Source organism: Dinoroseobacter sp. PD6, from assembly GCF_028807315.1.
Lineage (GTDB): Bacteria > Pseudomonadota > Alphaproteobacteria > Rhodobacterales > Rhodobacteraceae > Dinoroseobacter > Dinoroseobacter shibae.
The window spans coordinates 145,725-159,352 of record NZ_JARAMN010000009.1; the positions used below are offsets into that span (position 1 = coordinate 145,725).

The window sequence follows — 13,628 nt, forward strand, 5'->3', positions numbered from 1 at the left end:
CTAAACTGTGACGACCTGTGGCGTTATTCGAGCGCCGCTGGACTTGACGAGAGCGCTCGGAAGGCTTCGGCTGACCCAGCAGGAGGACCGTGACATGATCCCTGAGATTGGCAATTTCGCCCTGATGCTCGCGCTGGCCGCGGCACTGGTGCAAAGCGTGCTTCCCATGGTGGGGGCCGCGCAACGCAATGTTCTGTGGATGCAGTCGGCGGTGACAACCGCACTGATCCAGTGCGGACTTTTGGCGGTCGCGTTCGCGGCGCTGATGCGGTCGTTCATCGTAAGCGACTTCACGGTCGTGAACGTTGTTGCAAACTCCCATTCCCTGAAACCGATGATCTACAAGGTTGCGGCCACCTGGGGGTCCCATGAAGGCTCACTTCTTCTGTGGGTGCTGATTCTGGCGATCTTCGGGGCCGGTGTCGCAGTGCTGGGCAAGAACATCCCTGCCGAGTTGCGCGCACGCACCTTGTCTGTGCAGGCCTGGATCAGCGTCGGCTTCCTGTCCTTCATGATCTTTACATCAAACCCGTTCGATCGCATGTTCCCGGCGCCTTTGAATGGCAATGACCTGAACCCGCTGCTGCAGGATATCGGTCTCGCCCTGCACCCGCCGCTTCTATATCTCGGCTATGTGGGCTTCTCGATCGTGTTCTCCTTCGCGGTCGCGGCGCTGATCGAGGGTCGTGTCGATCCGGCTTGGGCGCGTTGGGTCCGTCCGTGGACACTGGCGGCCTGGGTCAGCCTGACGGGCGGAATCGCGCTTGGCTCCTGGTGGGCGTACTACGAGCTCGGCTGGGGCGGCTGGTGGTTCTGGGACCCGGTGGAAAACGTGTCCTTCATGCCGTGGCTTCTGGGAACTGCCCTGCTGCACTCGGCCATCGTGACCGAGAAACGCGATACATTCAAAAGCTGGACGATCCTGCTGGCGATCCTGACCTTCTCGCTCTCCCTCTTGGGCACGTTCATCGTGCGCTCGGGGCTGCTGACCTCGGTTCATGCCTTCGCGGTCGATCCGGAGCGGGGGGTCTATATCCTCGGGCTGCTCTTCGTCTCCATCGGCGGGTCGCTGGCGCTATATGCTTGGCGGGCACCGCAACTCGAAGGGGGCGGTCTGTTCACCCCGATCTCCCGCGAGGCGGGTCTGCTGATCAACAACCTGCTCTTGGCCACGGCCACGGCGGCGGTTTTGTTCGGTACTCTTTATCCGCTTTTCCTGGAGGCGGTCACCGGCGACAAGATCTCTGTCGGACCGCCCTTCTTCAACGCGAGCTTCATTCCGATCATGCTGCCTCTGGTGTTCATGATGGGAATCGGGCCGTTCCTAAGCTGGAAACGCGCGGACCTGCCCGGGGTTATGTCCCGTCTGAAATTCGCAATCGGGCTAGGCCTGATCGCTGCTCTCTGGGCCTGGTGGATGGATACTGACGGTCCGGTCCTGGCGATCATCGCCATGGGCGTGGCCGGATGGCTCCTGGTGGCGTCGGCACGCGAATGGTTGTCCCGCATAAAGGCTGGGGAAGTTCCGTTGGCAGAAAGCTTGCGCCGGGCGAAGAACCTGCCCCGCGCGGCCCATGGCATGACCATCGCCCATATGGGGGTCGCGGTTTTGATCCTCGGCATGGTCGGATCGTCCGCCTGGAAAACGGAACAGATCCTGTTTGCCAGTCCGGGTACCGTGGTCGAGATTGCGGGCTACGAGGTCCGGTTCGACAGGGTTGAGCGTGTGCGCGGTCCGAATTATGTGTCCGACATGGGGACCCTGACTGCGTTTCGCGACGGGGAGCAGGTCGCGGTTCTGCAACCAGAGCGGCGCTGGTACCCGGTGGCCGAAATGCAGACCACCGAGTCCGCGATCAGGTCCACCCTGGCCGGAGACCTCTACGTGACCATTGGCGAGCCGGCGGCGGATCGTGCATCCAACGAATGGACTTTGCGTATCCTTTTCGAACCTTTCGTCAACTTCATCTGGATCGGCACGGTGTTTCTCGTGATCGGCGGCACGTTCTCTCTGACGGATCGCAGGCTGCGGGTCGGGGCACCCAAGAGCGCGGCACGGCCTCCGATCCAGGCCACCCCTGCGGAGTGACTACATGAAACGTGCCCTTTTCGCCTTGCCGGTGGTTCTGGTTCTGATCCTCGGAGGGTTCTTCCTCTGGGGGTTGAACCCCGATCGGGATCCAAACGCGATCCCCTCGGTTCTGATCGATGCCCAGGCACCCGAGTTTACTTTGGACGGTATTCCGGGTCTGGATACGCCGGGCCTTGCCAAAGCGGATCTTTCGGGCGCCGACAACCCGCTGGTGGTGAATGTCTTTGCGTCCTGGTGTGTGCCCTGTAGGGCAGAGCATGCGGTACTGACCCGCATGGCGCGAGAGGAGAATATCCACCTGCTCGGCATCAACTACAAGGACAAGCCCGAGGATGCGGTGCGCTGGCTCGATGAGCTTGGTAATCCATATGAACGCATCGGTGCGGACCTGACTGGCCGCGTCGGCATCGAATGGGGCATCTCGGGCGTGCCGGAAACCTTTGTGATCGATGCCAACGGGATCGTGGTCTACCGGTTCGTCGGACCGATCCTGAGCGCCGAGGATGTGCGGGATATGCAGGAGGCCATCGCGCTTGCCCGGTCGCGCAGCGGGGCCGGAGGAACATCATGATCCGCATTCTGACCGTTCTGGCAGCCTGTTTTCTGATGGCGATGCCGGTGCTTGCCGTGCAGCCGGATGAGATCCTGAATGACCCCGTACTGGAAGAACGTGCCCGCGACCTGTCGAAGGATCTGCGCTGCGTGGTGTGTCAGAACGAGAATATCGACAGTTCGCATGCGGGCATGGCGAGAGACCTGCGCATTCTTGTGCGCGAACGGCTGGTCGCGGGCGACAGCGACGAAGAGGTGCTCGATTTCGTGGTGGCGCGCTATGGCGACTACGTCTTGTTCAATCCGCCGTTCAAGCCGTCCACCTATGCCTTGTGGATCGGCCCGTTCGCAGTCATGGCACTGGGGCTGCTGGGAGTTGTTCTGATGCTGACCCGTCGCCCGAAGAAGATCGATGCAAAAGCGCTCGCCCTGAGTGAAGAAGAAGAACGTGCCGTTGCGGCGATGTTGGCCGAGGACGGCAAGGAAGGACCCAAGGGATGATCTGGGTAATCGGCGGCGTTCTTGCCGCGATTTCTGTGTTGGTGCTTGTCTTGCCGGCGTGGCGCAAGCGTGGCGAAGCTCTCGGTCGCGACGAAAGCGCGATGGAGATTTTCAAGGACCAGTTGTCGGAAGTGGATCGGGACGAGGCACGTAACCTCATTTCCGGCGATGAGGCTACCGCGGCGCGGTCCGAGATCAAGCGCCGGATGCTTGCAATCACGAAACGGCAGGGAAACACTACCAAGGCAAAATCTGCCTCCGGCGGCGTCACGGTTCTGGTGGTTTCAGCCCTGGCGATTCCGGTTCTGGGCTTTGTGCTGTACGGCATGCGCGGAGCACCCGAAATCCCGAGCCAGCCCTTTGCCGAACGTGCCGAGGAACAGAACGAAGCATCCGAGATCGCGCAGTTGGCCGAGACCTTGCGGACCCGGCTGCTGGAGGATCGTACTGGTGGTCCCTCCGATGGCTGGATGCTGCTTGGCCAGACCTATATGCGAATGAACCGCTTCGAGGCGGCGGCAGAAGCCTTTGGCAGGGTTGCGGAACGTCCAGATGCCGATAGCGGCGTTCATTCCCAATACGCCGAAGCGCTTATCTCTGCCGAGAACGGGGTTGTGACGCAGACAGCGAGCCGCGCGATCGCGCAGGCCATGCAGCTCGACCCGATGAACCCGGCCGCTGTATATTACCGTGCGCGTGAGCTGGCTCAGGACGGGCTACTGCGCGATGCACGGGCGTCGCTCTTGCTGCGGATTCAGGAAGCCCCGGGATTCGAACCTTGGATGGAGATCTTTCTCGAAACGGCGAACCAGTATGGTGAAGAAATCGGGATCGAAGAGCCCGTGCAGTTGCAGGATTTCGCGCCAGTGTTCGCCGCGCGTTCACAAGCAGCAACGCCGGGACCCTCGCCCGAAGATGTCGAGGCGGCAGAAGAGATGTCCGGAGAGGATCGAGCGGCTTTCATCCGGTCCATGGTCGAGGGGCTGGCCGCACGGCTCGCAGAAGAGCCCGGCGATCTGGAAGGATGGCTGCGGCTCGCGCGGGCTTACACGGTTCTTGGGAATACCGAGGGTGCAACGGACGCCGCGGACAAGGCGCGCGCTTTGGCAGAAATCCTGCCCTCTGACGACCCTGGCAGATTGGCGACGCAGGCCGAGTTGAACGCACTCGGTCTCTGAGCTCAGTCCGCTTGCGCGATCTGGTTCATGCCAGCGTGAAGAAGCGCGTCTTGCACGATGTCTGCCGTCAAAAGTTCAGGCAGCGGCAGGCCCTCTGGAGCAGCGGGCCCGTAGACGACGTTGAAGGGAATGCCGAAGCGTCCAAAGCTTTCGAGATAGGCTGAGATACTCTCGTCCGGTCTGGTCCAGTCGGCACGCATGGCCGTCACAGCCTCTGACGCGAGCAAACCGGCAACCGGCTCCCGGTCCAGTACCAACGCCTTGTTCGCCTTGCAGGTCAGGCACCAGTCCGCGGTGACATCGACAAAGACAATCTCACCAGCCGCGACGCGTCTGGGGATATCGCTGCGCTCGAATGCGATCCACTCGGCGTCGAGCTTTGCATTCATCGCCGTATCTGGTGTGCTCGTGGACATGGGCAGGAAGAACGCTGCAATGACGGTGGCGACCACAAGCCCCGCGCGTGTTCTTCCCACTCCGCGCGCCACGGGTGACAGAAGTAGAACCAAAACGGCAAGCAGGGCAGCGACCCACAGGAGGGCTGCGGACCCGGCCACACCGCCGAGCACCCAGAGTAGCCATGCCGCGGTCAGGATCAAAAGGCCTGCGAGCACCGCCTTCACGAGTAGCATCCAGCGCCCCGGCTTCGGAAGATATCTGACTAACCCGGGTGCGGCGGCGACAAGGAGATAGGGCAGGGCCAGGCCGATCCCGAGGGCGGTGAAGATCACGACGATATCGATAGGGCGTCCGGCCATCGCGAATGCGATGGCAGTCCCGAGGAACGGTGCAGAGCAAGGCGTCGCCAGCACTGCCGCGAACGCCCCGGTGGCGAAATCGCCAGTGTATCCGGAGCCCTTGTCCGAGGACATCCGTGTCATCCAGCTTTGTGGCAGGGATATTTCGAACAAACCGGCCAGGTTCGCGGCAAAGACCGTCAGAATCAGCAGCATGGCCGTCAGGAAATAGGGGTTCTGAAATTGCAGGCCCCATCCCACCGAAAGCCCCATCGCACGTGCGCCAAGGGTGCCGGCCGCCAGAAGCCACATAAAGGCCAGTACGCCCGCCGCAGACATCAGAAAGCCCCCGCGCACCCTGGCGGCGGATTGGTCCGCGGCCTTCAGCGCTGAGGCGAACTTGATCGACAGGACAGGCAGCACGCATGGCATCACGTTCAGGATCAGCCCGCCGATCACGGCGATGAGCGCAATCCATAGCAGTTCGGAAACTGCCGTCATTTCGGCCTGTGGCTCGAAAGGCGGAGCGGGCACCTGGGATACGAGGGGAACCTCTGGAAGGTCCACGGCCATGCCGTCATCGGTCAATGTCAGGCGCAGTGGCATGTCGCTGCTGACAGGGTCGGACAAAACAGGCAGCCGGGCCCACATGGTATCGCCCTCGGGATCGATCCGAACATCCGGAGCCCCAAAGGCAGTATACTCGCCCATCTCGGGGAAAATGTCAGGTGACTGCCAGCCACCCCGCCGGGAAAACGCAACGACGAGGGCCGCGCCATCATCGGCCAGTGCTGCGGCTTCGAGCGTGACACCATAGAGATCTGCCGGCTCCGGAACGAGCGCGGCGGCCGAGGCGATCAGGTTTGCGGAGGCCGCATCCACTCCCGTGCCGGTCCCGAGGTCCAGATCGAGTGCGAACTCCTCTGGTACACAGATTTCCGCACAAACGAGAATACTGACGTTGGCCGACAGTTTTGCCGGTGCGCCCGGGTCTTCGAGCGTCACTTTGAGCGGAAAATTGACCTCATCGGCATAACCGAAATTCTCGATGCCGAAGGCGCGAAACCGTGTTGGCGCTGGATAGAGAAGTTCGACCGATGCTATATTTTCCGAGCCTTCCCATGAGATTTCCGGAGGCAGGCCTACTTCGCCTGGCGACCTCCAATAGGTCTTCCAGGAGTCCTCCAGCGTGATTGCGAGGGCTGCTGAAATTGACTGGGCATTCGGCGCGACCGCGTCTTCGGCTGTCACGAGGCGTGCGGTCGATATTGCCGAAACATGCGGCTCGGACTCAGCCGCCTGCCCTGGCAGCGCATATGCGAGCCAGAGACATGTGAGCGCGAGCGCGTGAAGCGCGCACCTTGCCAAAGTTGTCATGAGACCGTTGTCTCCCGTCACCAAGCAATCCTGAACGCTGGATCAGTCTTTACATAGTATGCCCCCGTACGCTGCGCGAGAGGGCACACTGACCCGGTGTGCGGGCGCGCAGGCACAACCGCAAGAAAACTCTGGTCACGTCAGCGCGAGATGCTCAGAGAACGGTAACGAGCGTGCCGCGTGGAACCCGGTCATAGAGGTCTATGACATGCTCGTTGACCATGCGGATACAGCCGTTTGAGACCGATCGCCCGATCGACCAAGGCTCTGTCGTCCCGTGGATGCGGAAGTAGGTGTCCACGTTGCCTTGATAAAGATACAGCGCTCGTGCGCCCAGCGGGTTGTTCGGCCCTCCCGGGACCCCATCAGCGAACCGTTCGTACTTGTGCGGTTCCCGTTCGATCATCTCGTCGGTGGGTCGCCAGTTGGGCCAGACCGCCTTGCGCTTGATCGTGGCATTGCCCTTGAACTCGAGCCCTGCCTTGCCCACGCCGACGCCATAGCGCAGGGCCTTCTGTTCGGGTTGCACCCAATAGAGATAATGCGCCTGTGGTACGACGATGATTTGCCCAGCCTGAAAAGGGTAACGAAGTGGGACGACGGTGGGTTCAAAGCGCGGATCGAGTTGGAACTTACGTTGCGCAATGGCCGGTGTGGCCAGGGTCGCAAGACCCATGGTGAGAAACTGTCTTTTCGAAATCATACTCGTGCTCCATCCTTGGCCGATCCATCACCGCATCGCTGGTCGGGCGTTTTCACCTTATCAACTTTGATACCAATGTTTCGTTAGCAACCGGATATTGATTCTCCGTTCACAAAAGCGCGAGTTGCGGGCTTGCTCGCCCGGAATGTGGCCTTCTGGTCGCGGCGGCTTGCTCGGGCGCTTTGACGGCGGGCGGCAGTTCGGACATGGTGAGCGGGATATGAAGGGGCCGGCTACATGGTCCGAATTGGAGACAGAGATGAAGCATTGGGTCTACGTCGCGGCCATTGGCGCCAGCCTGGCATCCCCGGTTGCCGCGCAGGAGCTGAGCGAAGAACGGATCAAGGAGTTGGCGCTGGAAGCCATTCTTGAAAACCCGCAAATCGTCATGGATGCGGTGGCGATCCTGCGAGAGCGCGAAGCTGAAGCGCAGGCTGCCAGTGCGGCGGAAACTCTTGCCAATCAACGCGATTTGCTGGAGCGCGATGGAAACGCGCCTGTTCTGGGTAATCCCGATGGCGACGTGACCGTGATTGAGTTCTTCGACTACAATTGTCCATACTGCCGTCGCGCGAAGCCGACGATCGAGGGGCTGATCGCTGCGGACCCGAATGTCCGGGTGGTTTTCCGTGAATTCCCGATTCTCGGTGACGACTCCGTTCTGGCGGCACGCGCGGCCCTCGCAGCCCGTGCCCAAGGCATGTACGAGGAATTTCACTGGGCGCTCATGGCATTGTCGGGGCGCATAAACGAAGCGCAGATCATGCAGACAGCAGATGATCTTGGCCTCGATGTCGCCCAGCTTGAGGCGGACATGCAGTCAGATGCCGTGACAATGCATATCGAGACGTCACTGAGCCTCGCGCAGTCGCTTGGAATTTCGGGAACACCGTCTTTCGTGGTTGGCGAGACAATCTTGCCCGGGCTCGTCGACCAGGCGCGGCTCGAAGAGTTGGTGGCGCAGGAGCGCTCCGACGGTTGACGGATCAGGCGGAGGTTTGCTGCGCCACGTTCGCGGCAAACCCTGCTTGGCTGAGGACCGACAGCACCATCGCGGTGGAGGCTGCCGTTTCCACGCATATGGTGCGGGCATCAAGGTCTGTCTGGATCTCCGCATCCGGGTCCAGCTTGGTCAGCGCCTGCTCGATTGACTGGCGGCAATGCGGACAACTCATTTCAGGAACTGCGAATTTTATCATCAAGGTCTCCTTGCAGATCAACTCTGAAGCGCGTCTGACAACTCTTCAAGGTGCGCATCGCCGCAGTGCAGTATCAGCCATGTCGAAAGAATAGGCCTGCTGTTTTATCCCGCAAGGGTATCCGCGATGCGCCGTTTCACCAGGCGCTTGCCTTCCCCAAGTCGACAAGAGGCCCTAAGTTTCGGAGACGAGGCATCGCACGGTTGCGGGGGAGGACTGGATGGCACTCGAAGATGAGGGGCATAGTGGCACGCAACTGGGTGTCGCCCCAACCAACGGGTCATCACATGTGCTGGGTGCGCAAGAGCCGCCCCTTCTGGAGCTTACCATTCCTGAGCTTCTGGCGCAGACCGCGGCCCGTTTCCCTGACCATGTTGCCGCGATTTTCGACGCGCAAGGGATCCGACGGACCTACCGCGACCTGATACGGGAGGTCGATGCGCTGGCCGGTGGGCTTTTGCAGCTCGGGCTCAAGCCCGGTGACCGGGTCGGGGTCTGGGCACCCAACTGTGCCGAGTGGTTGCTGGCGCAGTTCGCCACGGCACGGCTGGGCATCATCCTGGTCAATGTGAACCCGGCCTACCGGCCCTTCGAGTTGTCCTATGCCCTGAAGAAGACAGGATGCACCGCGCTGATCCTCGCAGCACAGTTCAAGAATTCGGATTACGTCGCCATGCTGTCGGAAGTGGTCCCGGAGATTGCGGCCTCCGATCCTGGTGCGCTGAACGCGGCCGAATTGCCGGACCTGCGCGCCGTGATCATTACCGAGTCTGATGCGCCGGACGGCATGATTGGTTTTCCCGATCTGATCGCCAAGGGTCGCGCCGTTGTCGCGAAGGATCTGGATGCAATCACGCGCAAGCTGGATTGCCACGATCCGATCAATATTCAGTTCACGTCCGGGACGACAGGGTTGCCCAAGGGTGCAACGCTCACCCATCGGAATATTGTCAACAACGCTGCTTCGGTCACGTCCGCCATAAAGCTGACAGAGCAAGACAGGCTCTGCATTCCGGTGCCGTTCTATCATTGCTTCGGGATGGTCATGGGGACGCTCGGCTGCGTCACCAAGGGGGCTGCGATCGTAGTCCCCGGGCCCGGGTTCGATCCAATCACTACATTGGACACGGTGTCGAAGCATCGCTGTACGGCTCTCTACGGTGTGCCGACCATGTTTGTGGGTATGCTGGAGCATCCGCGATTTGCGGAGTACGACCTGTCATCGCTGCGCACGGGTATAATGGCAGGCGCGCCCTGTCCGATCGAGATCATGCGCCAGGTTCAATCCCGCATGCACATGAGCGAAGTGACCATAGCCTATGGAATGACGGAGACATCGCCCGTGTCCTTTCAGTCCGCCACAGACGATCCGGTACAGAAACGGGTGTCATCCGTCGGCCGCATTCAGCCGCATGTGGAAGTGAAGATCGTCGATGAGGATGGCGTCGTTGTTCCGGTGGGTGCACAAGGTGAGCTTCTCACCCGCGGTTACAGTGTCATGCAAGGATATTGGGACGAGCCGGACAAGACTGCCGAGGCGATAGATGCCGACGGGTGGATGCATACGGGCGATCTGGCGACGTTGGATGTGGACGGGTTCTGCAAGATCACCGGACGAGTCAAGGACATGATCGTTCGCGGTGGGGAAAACGTCTATCCGCGTGAAATCGAAGAATTCCTCTACACTCACCCGGCGATCAGTCAGGTTCAGGTGTTCGGCATCCCGGACCAGAAGTTCGGCGAGATCGTGGTGGCCTGGCTGGTGGCCAAGCCGGGGGCAGACCCGACCGAAGCCGAGATCCTCGACTTCTGTCGCGACAGCATCGCGCATTTCAAGGTTCCGGCCATGGTGCGCTTCAAGAACAGCTTGCCAATGACCGTAACGGGCAAGCCACAGAAGTTCATCATGCGCGCGCAGATGGTCGAGGAACTTGGCCTCGAGGAAATCGAAACGGCGTGACTCCGACGTTCGCCCATCGGCGGAACCGTTAAGCGGCCGGAAACCTCTTCAAGTCATTTTTAATCGCACGAACGGTGTCGGGCTCATTAGAGCCGCAGCCAAGCCACATTCTCGGATCACCGTAACTCGGGAGACCATTCTCCTGAGGCTGGCGACCCATGAACGCGGCCCACGCGGGGCGTGGCTCTTACGCGACACCACTGGAAAACCCCCGCGCCTCTTTGAGGGTGCGCGAGCAGAACGACCCGGAGCAGCCAATGTGCACGATTTGCCAATCCATGAACCCCAACAGGGATCGGTTCGATTACCACGAAGCTCCTTTTCCTTCTTTGTTTTCAGGCGACCGGATCGCAGCCAACCTTCCCACATTCACCGTTGATCAGGTCGCCGACCAGCTCAAGAGCGGGTTTTTCAAATCACGGGAAGCCTCCTGGGACGTGGAGCCCGGTGGGGAGGCTATCGACGTGGACATCTCGCGCCTGACGGAAAAGGGTCAGTTTTACGCAGAACTTGCACTCGATGCATGGACGATGACCACGGGCATCGAATTCAACATCACCGAGCTAGAAATCTTCGCCTTTGGCTTCACCAGATCAGGGATCATTTTTGATGATACCGACTCCGGAGCCTACGCTCAACCGATCGTGAATTCCGAGAACGAGATCTACACTGCGCGGATCAATATCTCGCAGGACTGGATCCGGAACGATGGGGAAACGATAGACAACTACTCGTTCCAGACATTCATCCACGAAATTGGTCATGCCCTCGGGCTGGAACATGCGGGCAATTACAACGGTAACGCAAAATACAGCACCGACGCGCTCTATACCAATGACAGCTGGCAGATGTCGATCATGTCGTATTTCAGCCAGACCGATAATGCGTCGATCGACGCGAGTTTCGCCTACGTGGTCACGCCAATGATCGCGGATATCACGGCGGTTCAGCAGTTGTATGGCGTCGCGGGTGATTTGCGACCCGGCAATACGATCTATGGCCAGCCGACGACACAAGGTGGCAGCCTGATGTCCATGGCCGACGGCTACTATGAAAACTTCGGTGATACCAGCAGACCGATCACCTATACCATCATCGACGACGGCGGATTTGACGCAATCAATTTCAGTGATGTCACTGCGGATCAGAATATCAATCTCAATGGGGGCGCGGTCAGCGATGTCAACGGCCTCAAGGGTAACCTGGTGATTTTCTCCACGACCGTTATCGAATACGTGGTTTCCGGCTCTGGCAACGACACTCTGACCGGCAACAGTGCCAACAATCATTTCTTTGCAGGCGATGGCAGGGATACGATCTTCGGTGGTGACGGAGACGACATTCTGGAAGGGCAGGGTGGCATCGACATCCTCACGGGCGGGGCGGGGCGCGATGGATTCGTCTTGTCCGGGACGGGTTTCGACGGTCTTGATATCGTCACCGACTTTACCGATGGAGAAGATCTTCTGTTCTTCGCGGCGGCGGACAGCTTTTCCGATATTTCGGTCAGTGAGCGCGCAACTGGCACGGTCGTGGGGTTCAACGGCGAATTTGCCATCCTCCTCGGTGTATCGTCCAATCAGATCTCCGCGGACGATTTCGTCTTCGGATAACCAACGCCGCATTCTCATCTCGAGGGCCTGCTGAGGTGGGCCTTTTTTGTCGCATCGGGTCGACAGGCTTCGCCCATGTTCTAGCTCGCGGCCTATGAATGCAGACACCGATCATTCCTTGCGACGCCGCGGAACTGCCCTGCTCTATGGTGCTGCATGCCATGGCATTTTCGCGCTTGCAGGTCTTGCAATGCTTGTTGGCCTGTTCACTGGTATGCAGTCCGGGTTGGGTGCAGTGCCGCAGCCGTGGGCCTGGGGGGCAAACCTTTTGCTTCTTGTGCAGTTTCCGCTGGCGCACTCCTTTCTGCTGAGCGCCCGAGGGCAGTCGCTTCTTGCGCGGCTTGCGCCTTGGGGTTACGGCAAGCCGCTGGCGACAACCACCTACGCCACCATCGCATCGTTGCAGCTCCTTGCGCTGTTTACGCTCTGGACGCCGTCCGAGACAATTCTTTGGCAAGCCGAGGGAATGGTGTTCTGGCTGGTGTGCCTCGCTTATGCGGCCAGTTGGTTGTTGCTGACAAAGGCCTCCTTCGATGCCGGACCCTCAGTTCAATCGGGCGCCTTGGGCTGGATGGCGCTGCTGCGCGGGCGCAAGCCGGTGTTTCCGGACATGCCGGAGACCGGTCTCTTCCGGGTGGTGCGTCAGCCGATCTACGTCTCTTTCGCGCTCACACTTTGGTGCGTGCCGGTCTGGACCCCGGATCAGATCCTCGTGGCGACCCTGTACACCGCCTATTGCGTTATTGCTCCGCGTTTCAAGGAGGAGCGCTTTAGCCGCTTATATGGCGATCGTTTCCGGGCTTATCGGGCCCGTGTGCCCTACTGGGTCCCGCACCTGAGCCGGAGAAAAGGAGATGCCTGATGGGGGCGGCCATATGCGCAACGATCTGACGATCTATGACAGTGAGGCCGATCGGTGGTGGTCCGACGATGTCCGCTGGGTCCGAACCTTGAAGAACATGGTGCCTGGACGCTTGGACTATTTTGATCGGTTCATAGATTGGCAGGGGAAGCAGGTGCTCGATCTTGGCTGTGCCGGAGGGTTCATGGCCGAGGCTCTGGATGAGCGGGGCGCCCGGGTAACCGGGATCGATCCTGCCGCCAAGGCCATCGCCGCGGCACGGTCTCATGCTGCAGCTACCGGCCGTGATATCCGCTATGATATTGGTGCGGGAGAAGACCTGCCCTATGGGACGGGCTGTTTCGATGCCGTGGTTTGTGTCGATGTGCTGGAGCATGTGCGCGACCTGGACCAGGTTGTGGCCGAGGTTGCGCGGGTGCTGAAGCCCGGCGGGTTGTTCCTGTTCGATACGATCAACCGCAACCCACTGTCTCGGCTTGCGGTGATTACCTTGGCCGAGGATGTGCTTGGGCTTTTGCCCAAGGGGACCCACGACCCTGACATGTTCATCAAACCGGCAGAATTGCGCGCAGCCCTCGAAGCGCAGGGTTTCGCCGTTGGCAAGTTCACCGGCCTGGGCCCCAGGGGATTGACCCGTCGCGGGGACTTCACCTTCGGGCGACTACACGGTACGGCGATCATCTACATGGGAACGGCCCACCTCCCGGCCTGACCAGCGCGCTGGAGAGGCTACTGAGAATCGAGATTTGTGGCATTCCGCCTCCACGGCTACCTGCGTAGTATTGGGTAGATATGGCAATCTGGTGTGATCAAACCGTAATTTTCTTTCTGTTTTCAGTGGGGTAATTTTTGTT

General features: G+C 60.2%; 12 protein-coding genes. 9 read left to right on the forward strand and 3 right to left on the reverse strand.

From position 1 onward, the window contains the following. Positions 1-94: 94 nt before the first annotated feature. Genes PVW48_RS15350 through ccmI form a run of 4 tightly spaced genes read left to right on the forward strand, consistent with a single transcriptional unit; the run spans position 95 to position 4,323 of the window. The gene (locus PVW48_RS15350) at positions 95-2,089 is read left to right on the forward strand and encodes a heme lyase CcmF/NrfE family subunit (RefSeq protein WP_012180068.1); all 1,995 of its coding nucleotides are present in this window, start codon (positions 95-97) and stop codon (positions 2,087-2,089) included. Positions 2,090-2,093: 4 nt separating this feature from the next. Next, entirely contained in the window at positions 2,094-2,663 is a 570-nt protein-coding gene (locus PVW48_RS15355) for a DsbE family thiol:disulfide interchange protein (protein WP_274581958.1), read from the forward strand. Then, entirely contained in the window at positions 2,660-3,145 is a 486-nt protein-coding gene (locus tag PVW48_RS15360; protein WP_274581959.1) for a cytochrome c-type biogenesis protein, read from the forward strand. Before PVW48_RS15355 ends, PVW48_RS15360 begins: the two co-directional genes overlap by 4 nt. Beyond that, positions 3,142-4,323 carry a c-type cytochrome biogenesis protein CcmI gene (ccmI, locus tag PVW48_RS15365; RefSeq protein WP_274581960.1) on the forward strand — a complete coding sequence of 394 codons (1,182 nt, stop codon included), beginning with the start codon at positions 3,142-3,144 and terminating at the stop codon, positions 4,321-4,323. Before PVW48_RS15360 ends, ccmI begins: the two co-directional genes overlap by 4 nt. A gap of 2 nt (positions 4,324-4,325) precedes the next feature. Here ccmI and PVW48_RS15370 read toward each other — a convergent pair whose 3' ends face one another. Together PVW48_RS15370 and PVW48_RS15375 are read right to left on the reverse strand one after the other, a co-directional pair. Then, entirely contained in the window at positions 4,326-6,311 is a 1,986-nt protein-coding gene (locus PVW48_RS15370; RefSeq protein WP_274581961.1) for a protein-disulfide reductase DsbD family protein, read from the reverse strand. 280 nt (positions 6,312-6,591) lie between these two features. Continuing rightward, entirely contained in the window at positions 6,592-7,140 is a 549-nt protein-coding gene (locus tag PVW48_RS15375) for a L,D-transpeptidase (protein ID WP_012180063.1), read from the reverse strand. Between the two features lie 259 nt (positions 7,141-7,399). Here PVW48_RS15375 and PVW48_RS15380 point away from each other — a divergent pair, with 259 nt between their 5' ends. Continuing rightward, the gene (locus tag PVW48_RS15380) at positions 7,400-8,122 is read left to right on the forward strand and encodes a DsbA family protein (protein ID WP_274581962.1); all 723 of its coding nucleotides are present in this window, start codon (positions 7,400-7,402) and stop codon (positions 8,120-8,122) included. A gap of 4 nt (positions 8,123-8,126) precedes the next feature. On the opposite strand, the gene PVW48_RS15385 is transcribed toward PVW48_RS15380, so the two are convergent. After that, complete coding sequence (locus PVW48_RS15385) at positions 8,127-8,339, reverse strand: heavy-metal-associated domain-containing protein (protein ID WP_044028117.1); 213 nt, start codon at positions 8,337-8,339, stop codon at positions 8,127-8,129. A 220-nt stretch (positions 8,340-8,559) separates the two neighbouring features. Here PVW48_RS15385 and PVW48_RS15390 point away from each other — a divergent pair, with 220 nt between their 5' ends. The 4 genes from PVW48_RS15390 to ubiG all read left to right on the forward strand — a co-directional run bounded on the left by PVW48_RS15390 (position 8,560) and on the right by ubiG (position 13,486). Further along, complete coding sequence (locus PVW48_RS15390) at positions 8,560-10,299, forward strand: AMP-binding protein (protein ID WP_274581963.1); 1,740 nt, start codon at positions 8,560-8,562, stop codon at positions 10,297-10,299. Between the two features lie 158 nt (positions 10,300-10,457). Next, positions 10,458-11,912: a M10 family metallopeptidase gene (locus PVW48_RS15395; protein ID WP_274581964.1), complete on the forward strand. Its 1,455-nt coding sequence runs from the start codon at positions 10,458-10,460 to the stop codon at positions 11,910-11,912. A gap of 94 nt (positions 11,913-12,006) precedes the next feature. Further along, on the forward strand, positions 12,007-12,774 hold the full coding sequence (locus tag PVW48_RS15400; protein ID WP_274581965.1) for a methyltransferase family protein: 768 nt from the start codon (positions 12,007-12,009) through the stop codon (positions 12,772-12,774). Positions 12,775-12,787: 13 nt separating this feature from the next. Next, positions 12,788-13,486 (forward strand): bifunctional 2-polyprenyl-6-hydroxyphenol methylase/3-demethylubiquinol 3-O-methyltransferase UbiG, encoded by a 699-nt coding sequence (gene ubiG / locus PVW48_RS15405; RefSeq protein ID WP_274581992.1) that lies wholly within the window; start codon positions 12,788-12,790, stop codon positions 13,484-13,486. Positions 13,487-13,628 lie beyond the last annotated feature (142 nt).

Excerpts from the sequence above, each read along its gene's own strand:
- PVW48_RS15350 (WP_012180068.1), top strand. The coding sequence starts at position 95 with ATGATCCCTGAGATTGGCAATTTCGCCCTGATGCTCGCGCTGGCCGCG.
- PVW48_RS15355 (WP_274581958.1), top strand. The coding sequence starts at position 2,094 with ATGAAACGTGCCCTTTTCGCCTTGCCGGTGGTTCTGGTTCTGATCCTC.
- PVW48_RS15360 (WP_274581959.1), top strand. The coding sequence starts at position 2,660 with ATGATCCGCATTCTGACCGTTCTGGCAGCCTGTTTTCTGATGGCGATG.
- ccmI (WP_274581960.1), top strand. The coding sequence starts at position 3,142 with ATGATCTGGGTAATCGGCGGCGTTCTTGCCGCGATTTCTGTGTTGGTG.
- PVW48_RS15375 (WP_012180063.1), bottom strand. The coding sequence starts at position 7,140 with ATGATTTCGAAAAGACAGTTTCTCACCATGGGTCTTGCGACCCTGGCC.
- PVW48_RS15380 (WP_274581962.1), top strand. The coding sequence starts at position 7,400 with ATGAAGCATTGGGTCTACGTCGCGGCCATTGGCGCCAGCCTGGCATCC.
- PVW48_RS15385 (WP_044028117.1), bottom strand. The coding sequence starts at position 8,339 with ATGATAAAATTCGCAGTTCCTGAAATGAGTTGTCCGCATTGCCGCCAG.
- PVW48_RS15390 (WP_274581963.1), top strand. The coding sequence starts at position 8,560 with ATGGCACTCGAAGATGAGGGGCATAGTGGCACGCAACTGGGTGTCGCC.
- PVW48_RS15395 (WP_274581964.1), top strand. The coding sequence starts at position 10,458 with ATGAACGCGGCCCACGCGGGGCGTGGCTCTTACGCGACACCACTGGAA.
- PVW48_RS15400 (WP_274581965.1), top strand. The coding sequence starts at position 12,007 with ATGAATGCAGACACCGATCATTCCTTGCGACGCCGCGGAACTGCCCTG.
- ubiG (WP_274581992.1), top strand. The coding sequence starts at position 12,788 with ATGCGCAACGATCTGACGATCTATGACAGTGAGGCCGATCGGTGGTGG.